Annotated in this window: 7 protein-coding genes; 3 read left to right on the forward strand and 4 right to left on the reverse strand. The window is 58.5% G+C overall.

What is annotated here, in order from left to right:
* Positions 1-8 precede the first annotated feature (8 nt).
* From AAF358_10325 to glpK, 3 genes are all read left to right on the forward strand, one after another.
* Positions 9-1,019: a TauD/TfdA family dioxygenase gene (locus tag AAF358_10325; protein ID MEM7705938.1), complete on the forward strand. Its 1,011-nt coding sequence runs from the start codon at positions 9-11 to the stop codon at positions 1,017-1,019.
* Between the two features lie 37 nt (positions 1,020-1,056).
* A complete protein-coding gene (locus tag AAF358_10330) occupies positions 1,057-2,691 on the forward strand; it encodes a glycerol-3-phosphate dehydrogenase/oxidase (GenBank protein ID MEM7705939.1) in 1,635 nt (544 codons plus the stop codon).
* Between the two features lie 113 nt (positions 2,692-2,804).
* Positions 2,805-4,286 carry a glycerol kinase GlpK gene (glpK, locus tag AAF358_10335; GenBank protein MEM7705940.1) on the forward strand — a complete coding sequence of 494 codons (1,482 nt, stop codon included), beginning with the start codon at positions 2,805-2,807 and terminating at the stop codon, positions 4,284-4,286.
* A 111-nt stretch (positions 4,287-4,397) separates the two neighbouring features.
* Here the strand turns inward: glpK and AAF358_10340 are convergent, their stop codons facing one another.
* The 4 genes from AAF358_10340 to AAF358_10355 form a co-directional block, all read right to left on the reverse strand.
* Entirely contained in the window at positions 4,398-7,064 is a 2,667-nt protein-coding gene (locus tag AAF358_10340; GenBank protein ID MEM7705941.1) for a response regulator, read from the reverse strand.
* Between the two features lie 301 nt (positions 7,065-7,365).
* Entirely contained in the window at positions 7,366-8,505 is a 1,140-nt protein-coding gene (locus tag AAF358_10345; GenBank protein MEM7705942.1) for an alpha/beta hydrolase, read from the reverse strand.
* A 313-nt stretch (positions 8,506-8,818) separates the two neighbouring features.
* Complete coding sequence (locus AAF358_10350) at positions 8,819-11,260, reverse strand: serine/threonine-protein kinase (protein ID MEM7705943.1); 2,442 nt, start codon at positions 11,258-11,260, stop codon at positions 8,819-8,821.
* A 414-nt stretch (positions 11,261-11,674) separates the two neighbouring features.
* Positions 11,675-13,189 (reverse strand): hypothetical protein, encoded by a 1,515-nt coding sequence (locus AAF358_10355; GenBank protein MEM7705944.1) that lies wholly within the window; start codon positions 13,187-13,189, stop codon positions 11,675-11,677.
* Positions 13,190-13,238: the final 49 nt, after the last annotated feature.

The following is a 13,238-nucleotide window of genomic DNA, read 5'->3' on the forward strand; positions in this document are numbered from 1 at the left end:
GCGCACCCATGGCTCTAGAACTCACCGCTGAGCCGGTCCGCGTCTCTGGCCAGCAAGAATTCGACGGCGTTTTTCCACTGGTGTATCAACGCACCTCCGACGCCGCCTCGCTGGACCAAACCCGAAGCTGGATCAAGACCCGGAAGCAAGAGCTCGTCAACGAAGCCTCGCGCCACGGCGCGGTGTTGCTGCGCGGTTTTCCGGTCCGGGACGCCAATGATTTTGATGCGGTAATAGACGCCTTCGGACTTGAGAGTTTTACCTACGAGGAATCGTTATCCAACGCCGTGAGGGTGAATCTGACGCCCAGGGTATTTACCGCCAACGAAGCACCGAAAGAGGTTTCGATCTTTCTTCACCACGAGATGGCGCAAACACCGCTGTTTCCGTCACGCCTCTTTTTCTGCTGCGAGACCGCCCCGACTAAGGGCGGTGAGACGCCCCTGTGCCGTTCGGACGTCCTGCTCACCCAGCTTAAAGAGCGCAAACCCCAATTTGTGGAGCAGTGCAAGCGCCTGGGCGTACGCTATGTCAATGTGATGCCGCCGCACGACGACGCCGAGTCCGGTCAAGGGCGCAGCTGGCGTTCTACGCTCAATGCTCAAGATCGCCAGGCCGCCGAGACGCGGCTTGAGCACCTTGGGTACGATGCGCATTGGAACAGCGACGGAAGCCTCCGGGCCACGACCCCGGTGCTTCCTGCCATAAGAACGTTGGTCGACGGGCGCCAGGTGTTTTTCAACCAGTTGATCGCAGCGTTTCGCGGTTGGAAAGACGCGCGAAACGATCCGCAGAAATCGATCTGTTTCGGCGACGGCAGCGCCATCTCGGAAGATGATATGGATACGGCGATTCGGCTAGCTGACGACCTGTCCTTTGACCTGGCCTGGCAGGCCGGTGACGTAGCCCTGATCGATAACTTTTTGGTCATGCACGGTCGGCACCCGTTTGAGGGCAAGCGGCGCGTTTTTGCCTCCCTAGTGGCGGACGACGGACAGCGACTGGCCAAGGCGGGCTGAAATCCGTGACGCTGCGTCACGACAGCACACCCCCCAAGTGAACAATCGCGCAGAAAACCTGGAGCGGCTGCAGGGCCAGAAATTCGACGTCCTGGTGATCGGCGCGGGCATCAACGGCGCCGTCAGCGCCGCTTCACTGTCTGCGCGCGGTGTGCGGGTCGCTCTAATCGACCGTCGCGACTTCGCTGGCAGCACCAGCTCCAACTCATCCAATCTGGCCTGGGGCGGCATCAAGTATCTGGAGGGCCACGAGTATCGGCTTGTCAGCAAGCTTTGCAAAAGCCGAAACCGGCTGATGCGGGCCTATCCATCTTCGATCCGGGAGATCCGGTTTTTGACGTCCGTCTTCCGAGGCTTTCGGTTTTCGCCCGCGTTTCTGTTTGCCGGCAGCCTGCTCTACTGGGCCCTCGGACGCTTTGCGTTGCGGCCGCCGAAACTGCTGACCCGCCGCCGGCTGCGGGCCAGCGCGCCGGCGGTGGCGCCGGAGAATCTGATCGGCGGTATCGAATACTCTGACGGTTACGTTCACGACAACGACTCCCGGTTCGTTTTCAACTTCGTGCGTGACGCCATGAAGCGCGGCTGCGTGGCCGCCAATTACGCCCATGCGCTCGGCTCGCGCCGTTTGGATGGGCTCTGGGTGACTCGGGTCAAAGACGTTGAAACCGGGAAGGTCATTGAAGTGACTTCAGCGGTTTTGATCAACGCCTGCGGACCCGAGACCGACCGGCAAAACGAGGACCTTGGTCTAAAAACTGAGCATCGTCACGTGTTTTCCAAAGGCGTGCATCTGATGGTCAATCGCCGCAGTACACGGCATCGTATCCTCACCTTTTTTGCCAGTGACGGCCGTCTGTTTTTTGTTATCCCCATGGGGCCGGCGCTGTGTGTGGGAACCACCGATACACCCGTTCCAAGCCCGCAGGTGGCGGTTACCGAGAAAGATCGGCAATTCATTCTCGAGAACGTCAATCGGCTGCTTCGGTTTGACCAACCGCTCACCCGAAGCGACATCATTTCTGAACGCTGCGGCGTGCGGCCGCTGGCGGTGCGGGGTGAAGGCCAGGTAGCGAACTGGTCAAAGATGTCGCGCAAACACGTGATCGACGTCAACGAAAACGATCGGTGTCTGAGCATATTTGGCGGCAAGCTCACCGACTGCCTGAACGTAGGTGATGAGGTCGCACGAGCGGTGCAAAAGCTCGATGTGACACTCAACGTCCGAGATCAGCGCTGGTACGGCGAAGACGATGCTTCCGTGAAGCAGAAATTTTTCGACCGGGCCCAGGCAATGCGACTTGATGAGCGTGCCGCCAGGGACGGGGTGGAGTCCTTGACCGAAAGATTGTGGCGTCGCTACGGCGCAGATGCGCTGGCCATGCTTGACGCCATTGAGGTGGATCCGACCGCCGCCGATCTGGTCATCGAGTCGGCCGAATATCTGCGCTGCGAGGTGGAGCACGCGGCGCGCTGGGAGATGGTAACGCGCCTGGAGGATTTCCTGCGCCGCCGCTCAAAGATTGAGCTGGTTATTCCCAGTGAGCAATGGGCCACCCGTGAGGGACTGTTTGAGGCCTGCCAAATTCTGTTCGGTGATCGGGCAGACCAAAAGCTGCAGGAATATCTTATGGAACGGTTTCCAGAGGCTCTTCGCGAGCGCAAAAGCGTATGAAAGCCCTAGCCCGATCTACAATGGCACTATGGCTGGATTCAAAATCTTCAGCCGGTGATTGGCGTGCCCTTAGACTAGCTATGATCACGGCTCAATAAGAACGAGACTCAACGATGTCCAATCCAGCCTTACTTGCCATCGACCAGGGCACGACCTCCAGTCGCGCCATTGCGTTTACGCCGGACGCCCAAATCGTTGCCTTAACTCAGCAGGAGTTTCCACAAATTTTTCCTGAGGATGGATGGGTCGAGCACGACCCGGAAGCCATCTGGGAGACGACCCTTACGACCAGTCGCAATGCGCTAAAAAAGGCAGAAGCTCAAGGGTTCGAAGTGGTTTCATTGGGCATCACTAACCAGCGGGAGACCGTGTTAGTGTGGGACCGAGAATCCGGCAAACCGATCCACCACGCTATCGTATGGCAGGACCGCCGAACGGCCGCGCGTTGTTCAACCTTGCGTGAACAAGGGCATGAAGCCCTAATTACTGAACGAACTGGTCTATTGCTGGATCCTTATTTCTCGGCGACCAAGCTTGCATACATTATTGATCAGGTGCCCGGTGCACGCGATCGCGCCGAACGCGGCGAGCTGGCCGCTGGCACGATCGATACGTTCCTGATCTGGCGTCTCACCGGCGGTACTCAACATCTTACCGATGCCACCAACGCGAGCCGAACGAGCCTTTACAACATCAATAGCGGCGATTGGGATCCGGAGCTGCTCAAGGTGTTTGACGTGCCGGCGGCGCTACTTCCCGACGTAAAAGACTGTGCATCAGACTTTGGCCACACGGCCCCTGAACTATTTGGCAGTGCCATTCCCATTGGCGGCGTCGCGGGTGATCAACAGGCTGCAACCATCGGTCAGTGCGGTTTTGCTCGGGGCGACATGAAAAGTACCTACGGCACCGGCTGCTTTGTCTTGCTGAACACCGGGACCGAACGCGTCAACTCCTCCAGCCGACTGCTAGGTACGGTCGGATATCAGCTGCAGGGGCAGGTGACCTACGCGCTGGAGGGTTCGATTTTTGTCGCCGGGGCTGCAGTGCAGTGGCTGCGCGACGGGCTGGGCATTGTCAAAGGCGCTCAGGACACCGAACCCATGGCCAGCGGGCTCGTCTCCAACGAAGGTGTCTTTCTTGTGCCGGCATTTACCGGGTTGGGGGCGCCCCACTGGGACCCGGATGCCCGCGGCGCTATTTTTGGTCTGACCCGGGATACCAGACCAGAGCACTTTGCCAGGGCAGCACTGGAGTCAGTGGCTTACCAGACCCACGACCTGCTCGCAGCGATAGTTGCTGACGGGGGCAGTCCAAGTATGCTCAAAGTCGATGGCGGCATGGTTGCCAATAACTGGCTCTGCCAATTCCTGGCCGACCTCCTGGACGTGGAGGTGCAGCGCCCCGAAGTGATGGAAACCACGGCGCTGGGCGCCGCTTTTCTTGCCGGACTGTCCGCTGGCGTCTATCAGGGGCTTGATGAGCTGACCGAACGCTGGCGCCTCAACCGTTCGTTCAAAAGCCAGATGGACTCCGATCAGCGTCGGACTCTCTGCGCGGGCTGGCACAACGCTTTGAAGCGCACGCTTAGTTGAGGCACTGATGACTTTTTGGGCATTGATCTGAGGCGGCGTCCACAAACTAACATGGCGCGGCACGGGCTGGAGCTTTCTCGTTACCTAGGATCAGCTGATGACGCAGCAGGCCTACGCAGCACGTTTCTGCGCAATGGCTCGCTTGACGGCGTTTTGCAGATCGTCCAGAGAAAAGGGCTTGTGTAAAAACTCGACATCCAGTTCAACCGAATCGGTATAGCCGGACATCATCAGCACCGGCAGATCGGTAAAGCGCGCTCGCACTTCGGCCGCGAGCTGCTGACCGTTGATTTCTCCGGGCATCATCAGATCGGTGATCAGCAGATCGGGGCATTCTGACTGTTCAAGTATTCGCAGTGCTTCAGCACCGCTGCCGGCGCTCAGGGTCTCCAAACCCGATTGCTCCAGCAACCGACACAGAACCTCACGAATCGCGGCCTGATCATCAGCGACGATCACTACGCCCTCGAGCGGCAGCTCCTGCGCAAGATCCGGAGGTGTCGCCTGCAGCTGATCAGACTCAGCGTCGGGCGGGATGAACAGCGTCACCGATGTGCCTTTACCCTTTTCGCTGTCGATGTCCAGGAAGCCACCAGACTGCTTGGCGAACCCCTCCACCATGCTAAGCCCCAGACCGGTACCCTGACCGATATCCTTTGTCGTGAAGAACGGTTCGGTGGCACGCCGTAGTTCCAGCGAGGTCATCCCTTCACCGTCATCAGCGACCGAAAGGGCAACCCAATCGGTTGTTTCGCCCTGCTCGTCCGTTTTCGACTGGGCATGCGCCTTAAGCACGACGTTGCCCTGGCCCTTCAAAGCCTCTTTGGCATTGAGCAACAAGTTGATGACAGAAGTCGTGAGTTGCGCCCGGTCGACCCGAACACTGCATGGCTCAATCTCTGTGGCAAGGCTCATGCCGTTGCCCAGCGTGCTTTCAAACAGCGGCAGAGATTCAGCCAGAAAGGAATCGAGTTGGGTCGACTGCGGGGTAAGCGGCTGTTTGCGGACGTAGGCCAGCAGACTCGCGGTAATGTCAGTGGCCGACTCCGCAGCAGCAAGGATATTGTCGACGTCCCGCGTCGCCTCGTTGTCGGCGGTGGCTACAATTTCCCGCAGCTGGCCCGCCGAAAGGGTGACCACTGTCAGCAGATTATTGAAGTCGTGCGCGATGCCGCTGGTCAGCTGGCCCAGCGCCTGGAGTTTTTCGTACTCCGCAAGGTTTTTTGCCAGAGCCTGCCTCTTGCTTTCCGCATCCAGCCGTTCGGCCATCTCACGTTCGAGTGCGGCCGTTCGCTCCGAAACCTTCGCTTCGAGCTCGGCATTGGCATGCTGGATCGTCTTGGCCATCTTGCGCGCATAACGGCGCGACAAACCTAGATAGGTGATCAGTGCGAGCAGCAGGCCGGTCAAAACCAGCGTATTGCGCATGGCAATTGCGGATTCGGCTCTGGCTTCACTTTCCCTGGTTTGCTCACGTGCTTCGGCCAACTCGATCCTTTGATTGGCGAGCTCCAAGGATTTCCCCAGGGCGACGAGCTCCATGTCATGCTCAGTCCCGGCAACTCTCAGTTGCATCTGCCGGGCCTGTCGCCTGGCGATATTGGCGGCAACGCGCTGCCCTGAAGCCTTCAGCAGATCGCCGCGCAGATCCAGAGCTTGCGCCAGCATCATGCTCGGCCCGCTTTCGTTGAGCATGTCGACGGCAGCGTCGACCATGGGTCCAGCGTCGCTGTAGCGCTCCAAACCGATAAGCGCATCAGCGCAGGCAAGTTCCACTTTGATCGTGGCCAGCGGGTCGCCGCTTCGCTGCGCGTAGTCCTTCGCCAGCGCAAAGCTACCCATCGCGTCGTCGACCTTTCCCAGAGAAATCTGTAGCTCAGCAAGCACAGTACGCGCAAAGGCTTGAGTTCCGGGAACTCCGTATGAACCAACGGCGTCCAGCACCGAGCTGAGCCGGTCGAAACCTTCCGGCGAACGGCCCAGGGCCAGCGACGCTTTTGCCAGGAATGCTTCATCCATCAAGTGGATTGGGTTATTGCGATCGTACAGCTGGCTTTGAGTTAGCGTCTGCAGGAGAGTATTGGCAGTCTCGAAATCACCGAGCTCCAGGTGCGTCGCCGCGATATTGGACGTTAACATCGTTAGGATCGATTCGTTATCCGCGGCGTCCATTGCCCGAACTTGTTCGAGTGCTGCCTGAAATTTCTTTAACGCCTGAACCGGCAGTCCACGAGCCAGGTAGCTCGCGCCCAGGTTATTTTGCGTCGACGCTGCCAAATGCCTGTCGCCTGACGCCAAAGCCAAGTCTTCCGCCAAACGGAGCATTTGGAACGACCTCTGGTGCTGACCATTGACATCCAACCAGATACCAAAATGAATTTGCGCCACGGCAGCTGGAAACGGATGAACCATTTGCCTGACAGACTTGCCCCGTTCCTCGCAGGTGGACCTATCAAGGGGCGAGCCCTGTAACTCTCCGAATGAACATTGCAGCATGCGAGCGAGCCGGGCCTCGTCGCTGTCTGGCGTTGCCGCGGACAGCGCTTCGGTCAAATGACGAGAAGCAACGGCAACGTTTTCGTCGACCGTAAGAAGCGCGAGGTAAAGGCGGTACCTGGGCGAATCGTTGGCATCGTTCAGGCTGCGTACCTGTTCTAACTCCATGTCACGCAGCCGTTCCCAGCTTTCGCTCATCGACGGTTGCGCTACCGCCGCAGCAATCCCGCTGAGGAAAAACAGAACACTGCTAAACAGCCGCGTGTAGGCTCCACTTTTCAATTGCGAACAGTCCGAAGCAACTAGGGCGACTTCGAATGTTAATGGTGGAGCTACGCGGGAGCCAGCCCCTTAGTGATCGCTCGAACCACTGTAGATGCGTTCACGGTTTTGGTGTTCGCTGCCCGATCGAGGCCAACCGGAAAAATTCACCCTGATAGTGCGGTGGTCGGGACTGCAATGGCAGTATCCGAACACGAGGCTTTCGCAATAACTACCCGAATAAATTTTTCCCCTTTTTCCATAGCGAGCAGTTTTGGGGTCGGAGTAAGGCGTCAGAGTAAAATCGACTTCTCTGGCGCTTTCACTCTGTCTCCGGAATTTTCAGGACTCGTTCCTGGAGCCATCGTGTCTGTTCTTCGAAATATCCTTCTGTCTTCGTGCGGGTCGACATCGCCTGCATCTCCTTCATGCTGCCGGTCTGCGCGATGTTCAACGCATGATCCGCATCGGGGAACGAGCGAACAACTAGTGAGGCGTCCGGATTCACGCCCATCGTCGATGTGTATAGGTCCCTGGTTTTTCGCCAGTTCACGTTAAGGTCTTTCTCACCGAACAGGGCAAGCACATCGATGTTCAGCGATGAGAGCATGTGGTCAAAGTTTTCGATCCACACGTAGTCGCACAACTCGTTATCGACGTTGGGGCATTTGCCGTCCTCGCACGATCTCTGATTGAACTTGTACTGCAAACGATTGGGCCACGCGCCACGCATCGAGATGATGTATTCATTGGCGCGGAGCTTTTGTGTGGCCTTTTGATACGCCCCGAAACTACCCCGAGTTCGGAACACCTCGCAGCCGGCACGCCACTCATCCGCAAGCTCCAGCGCTTCTTCGTGCGTGACACCCTCGTAGGGCAGGTTTGAAAGCAGCAAATAGCTGAAGTTGTCCTCGGCCGACGTTCCGCTCACAGAGACCCAAAAGTCCAGATCGGGGTCTTGCGAAAGGGCAATGGGAGCAATCCAGCCGGCTCGACTACCGCCCCAAAGCCCAATTTTTTGCGCGCCCGGCGCCCCGATCTCACGCAGGTACGCAACTGCATCGAGCACCTCCTGCGCGCTTTCGTGAACCGGCTGGTCGATATCGAACGTGCCTTCGCTGCGCCCGAGGCCAGGTTTGTCCCAAAGCGCCGTCGCAATCCGCATATCGTTGAAGCGCCGTCGTTCGTCAGAGTACGAAATCCAGTTCCGCACGTTGGTTTCGCCATAGCTGTGGACAACGATGATTAGTGCTTCGGCGGGCTGGTCAGCGGGTACGTCGAAGATGCCGGAAAGCCTCTTCCCGCTCGATTCGAAGCTGAAATCGACTGTGGTACCCGGCTCGAATTCGAGCGTTATGGGTCCGGGATCGTCTGACGTGGAGACTCGGCAAGCAGATAGGCTCGCGACAGCGAGGCCGATGCTGATAACGATCAAGTAACGCGTGGTGCTTTTGAAGCTCATGTTGTAGCTCGGACGAAGTAACAGACCTTGGACGCCCGAGGACACGGCAAGGCTTAAATCTCCCTTGGATGGACGACAGGACCAACCGATTCGTCTTCCAGCGCGCTACGCTGCGACCACAGAGTTTGAGCGGGGCCCATCGGGTGAGCCTGCCAGTAAAGGGGGTCAGGTCAAATCCGTTGGACGGTCAGAGTTTGGCGCCGGAATAAGACGTTCTGCTCCAACCTCGAAAATGTTTGTTGTGACAGGCCAGGAACCGGAGGAAGGGTTCTTCCGGGTTACCGACCACACGCACGGTTTGGACTACTGTGACTCACGCTGGCGGCTCCACTCCCGCTTCGACCAGCTGATCGAAAAAGGTCTGCATGATGATGTCGGAGCTGGCCACCCGCCGCGTCATGCCGATTTCCGCCAGGATGCTCGAGGCTGCGGCGGGGCCGTCTCGGAGCAACCGGGTTTTTGCCTTAGCCAGCACGAAGAACCGATGCCGGCCACCGAATTTCTCCTGTACCAGCGGCTCCAGCTCAGCGATCTTGGCGGTGGCTTCCTCAATGCGTCCGGCCACCGCAAGCGTCTGTGCCAGGTAGCTGGCCGCATAGATGTGGGCAGAGGTCCCAGCCTCGGCCTGCTGCAGCGCGACCTCCTCAGCCTGCTCGTGAAAGGCCACCGCGCCAGCAAGGTCCTCACGTCGCGCCGCGATCTCGCCTCGATAGCCCAAGACAAACACCGTGTTCTGGCTGTCGCCCTTGACGCTTCGCAGATCGCTCTCAATCTTTTTCAAGCCCCTTTCTGCGGCCTCGAGGTTATTGCGGAGGAAAAGGTCATATATGATCTTCCCGATCCACAGACTATCTCGGCCAGCGACCTCGACGAGTGGATGAGCTTCCAGGAGTTCGATGGTTTGGTCGCTGTAGTCAGCCGCGGCAGCGTAGTCGGCTTCGCGCATATGGAGCCGGGACAACACGCCAGTGAAGTAGATGGCTTCTTCGACCGACGGCTCATCGTCCAGGGCTCCTAGGGTCAAGCGCCTTAGCTCGGAGCGAAGCGCGTCCTGCTGGTCGCTGTCCACGGATTCGGATAGGACCTGCACGGCCAGAACGTGGTCGTAGCTGCCGCGGTCGATTCCATTCTCAAAGGCAGCCTGGGCCTCCCGAAGAAGCGGTTCGGCATCATCGAAACGCCCTAGATACCGGTAGGCGACACCGAGATTCAGCTTCCCGTCCAGCAGCAGCCGTCCGTCTCCGTAGCCGGCCTCGACCCACGCACCCAGCACTTCGGCAGCCCGGACATAGTCGTTACGTTCAAGAAAGTTGCGGCCTACTGCAAAGCTGATCTCCGCTGCGCGGACGGGATCCGACTCGACGTTCTGCTGCGCTTCCTGCCAGCGCTCCAGCAGGATCTGGCTCATCCGGTCGGCGTTGCCTTCGCCGCCGAAGCTCCGGTGCAGCAGATCCCCATAACTTTCCTGGATTCGAAGACTGCGTTCCGCTCGTTCCAACGACCGTTCCGCGCGCTCCAGGGCGGCATTGGCCCGTTGGGCCTCGGCACGCGCGCGATCGCGTTCATCCGCCGCGCGGCCCGCCTGCCAGCTTGCGAGGCTGCCCCCGAGAACAATCGCCGCCACGGCCAAGCCAGCCAAGGACACCGACGCGGGATGGCGACGCCAGAGTTTGCGGAATCGATCTAGGGCATTAGGCCGTCTGGCCTGGACGGGCCGGTGTTCCAGAAAACATTCGAGGTCGCTCGCCAGCGCATCAACACCGGCATAGCGGTCACCAGGCTCCCGCGCCAGCGCCTGCAGCAAGACCGCCTGCAGATCGCGGGGGAGACTACTGCCGTCAAAGGCGCGGGTCGGTGCCGCGGTGTCGTCACGCACGATACGTTCGCTAAGCTCGTAATCGCTGGGCGCGTCGAAAGGACGTTTCCCCGTCGCCAGCTCGAACAGCACAACGCCGAGTTGAAAGACGTCGCTTGCAACCGTCAGGGACTCACCGCGGATCTGTTCCGGACTCGCGTAGCGTGGCGTCATCAGACGCTCTCCGGTCTGCGTGAGCTCGCCGTTTTCCCCCTCATCGTCGAGGATCTTCGCAATGCCGAAGTCCAGCAGCTTCGTCTGCCCGTCCGGGCCTACCAGTATGTTCGAGGGCTTGATGTCCCGGTGGAGGATCAGCCGCTGGTGGGCAAAGGCCATCGCTCGACAGACCTGGATTATGAGCTGCACGCGCTCACGGAGATCAAGGGCTTGGCTGGCAGCATGAGTCAGGATGTCGTCCCCCGCCACGTACTCCATGACGAAGTAAGGCAGGCCATCGTCCCCGATACCTGCGTCCAGCAGGCGGGCGATATTCGGATGATCAAGCCGCGCGTGGATCGACTGCTCGCGTCGGAAACGAGCCGCCCAGCCCGCTTGCTCACGCCGAGAACGCAGTACCTTGATAGCAACCTGGCGCTGATACGCTTTGTCATCGCGTTCGGCCAGCAGCACCTCGCCCATACCGCCCTGGCCGATGAGCGAGATCACGCGATAAGCACCAATGGACTCGGGGAGCTGCACCGACGGCTCTTCACCTAATTGTTCGAGCTCCAGCGGCGGACCGCCATGTGCAGCCAGCATGGCCAACACCTCCGACCCCAGCGTCGGGTCAAGACCGCGCTCGACGATCGCGCTGGAAATGAACCGGGAACGGTCCGCCTCAGGTCTGTCCAAGGCCTCGGTGAACAGATCCTGCAGCGACTCCCAGCGCCCCGGTTCCATCAACAGCCTCTCGACGCAAGGGGTCCAAGCCACTTAATGCAATCGGCTTGGATGGGACGCTGCTTCATTCAGTCGGTGTTGGGCAATACATCCTCAGCATGCTCGGCGAGGCCTGCTGTTTCGTCAAGGGTCGGGCACGTTCTACGTGATGAGTTCGCCGCGGCACCGAATCCTGGTTCGGGGCAGGTTTCTCGAAGTCAGTCCAAGTTGACCTTGTCCCTCGCCCTTGTAAGCGTTGTCCGATTTATAGCTGCCAGACGCACCCCGCTGAAGGTCATAACTGCAAGTCGCACCTTCACGCGAACAGCGCTGCAGGGTTAACGTCTGGAAGTCCATTTAGATCGCCCCCAAGGGCGAATGGCGATCCAAACTCACCAATCTGCGAGGTGCTACCTGGGTAAACGGACTCTAGTGTTATATGTGCTCCAGGAGTACATCTTCATTTCCATCGAGCGTACGAAACGTAGTGCCGTCAGCGACGAATACGTCTGGCAACGAGGCAATGCGATTCGAAAAACCGCCGAAAATAGCAGTCATCGCCTTCTGATCTTCGGTGGGCAAGGACGTCCAGTCTGAAGCGCGTTGCACTTGGTCAGGCAAGGATAAATCTGCGAGTCCAAAATACCGGGCAACGGCACCCGCATTTTCCCAAAGCGTTTCGTAGCGCAGGAAGACCACGGGATAAGGTGCGTCAGCGTAGAGCCAACTATCCAGATGCTCTTCTAGACGAAAAAGATCATGGGGCTGACTGAGAAATTCCCTCAGGCCCCATGTCTCGTTTAGTGGGCCGGGTGGGACTTGAAGATTGGACATATGACGAATCACCCAATCTGAATCTCCTGGCTTTGTTTCTTCTGGGGTCTCCGCATGGCTCCATGTCATGCCATGCCGCGCATGACGCTGGATGCGCCGACTAAAAAAGGACAGCACGGCATTGCATGGGTCGCCGAAGACGTAAACGGCACATTGGTGTTCCAAAAGTGAGGGCCAAGGCAGCCGGCGGTGTCCATGACTCCTGTCGATGGTAACGCGGTCTTGCACGCCGCATGCCGCGCAAAAGGATTGGCAGAGCACTTTTGATCCGACGCCTCCAGGCGAGACAAAGTAACATTTTAATTCTGGTGAAAGATGCGAAAGGCTTTGTTCGACTTTGCGAGGACTATTGAGCCAATAGGTATTCACCTTTGGAAGCGTTTGCGGTGAGGTAAAACTGGCGGTCTTACTCACTAGCTGGCCCGGCGCCATGGGCTTCAGTCCACATCGGCGCCTTCGGCTCTCCAAGTTGAGTGTTACCTTTCCATTGAGCAGCGTTTCCTCACATTTCAGAATCGGCGTTGTGGGAAGTAGTGTTGGCAATTCCAAGCTTGCCAAATGGTCGGCCATGACAATATTGGCCCGCCTAAACCCACCCGGTACAGACAGTCGCTCAACGGCATCTCCGAGAACCTCTGTTCGGATGAAATGCGGGTGCCAAAATCCGAACCGCGAATACGGCACTTCCGCAAACTCCGCCCCGGCCATAGCGATGGTTCTTGTCGGCTTTTCGAGACCCTCAAGCTCTCGCCAAACCATCAGTTTGACGGCAGCGTAGCGATCGGCTTCACCGTTTTCGATGGCATCCGCGAGTCGACCAAAATCCAATTTCCGGTTGTAGGCTATGGGCAATCGGTCCGAGTTCTGCCATAAAACCCAATTGTCGTTACCCGCCATCTCTACCAGTCTACGAAGTGTTCCCGGGGCAGATGCAGGCATCTCATGTGTCCCAATGTCCAACCCCGGTACGGCTTGTTTGATCGTCCGAGCCACCTCTCGGTCGGCGAAGGGTACGACAAACTGGATACCATTTGTTGGCAGGAGCTTTTGAATGGCGCGCAGGACGAAAATCGTAATGTCGACCTCACTATCCTGAGTGAATAAAAGCGCTTTCATAATTGATCGAAGGAATATCCGAATGCGTCGACGTCTGTTCGATATCTGT

It is taken from the genome of Pseudomonadota bacterium (assembly GCA_039033415.1).
Classification (GTDB): Bacteria; Pseudomonadota; Gammaproteobacteria; order Xanthomonadales; family SZUA-38; genus JANQOZ01.

Excerpts from the sequence above, each read along its gene's own strand:
- AAF358_10325 (MEM7705938.1), top strand. The coding sequence starts at position 9 with ATGGCTCTAGAACTCACCGCTGAGCCGGTCCGCGTCTCTGGCCAGCAA.
- glpK (MEM7705940.1), top strand. The coding sequence starts at position 2,805 with ATGTCCAATCCAGCCTTACTTGCCATCGACCAGGGCACGACCTCCAGT.
- AAF358_10345 (MEM7705942.1), bottom strand. The coding sequence starts at position 8,505 with ATGAGCTTCAAAAGCACCACGCGTTACTTGATCGTTATCAGCATCGGC.
- AAF358_10350 (MEM7705943.1), bottom strand. The coding sequence starts at position 11,260 with ATGGAACCGGGGCGCTGGGAGTCGCTGCAGGATCTGTTCACCGAGGCC.
- AAF358_10355 (MEM7705944.1), bottom strand. The coding sequence starts at position 13,189 with ATGAAAGCGCTTTTATTCACTCAGGATAGTGAGGTCGACATTACGATT.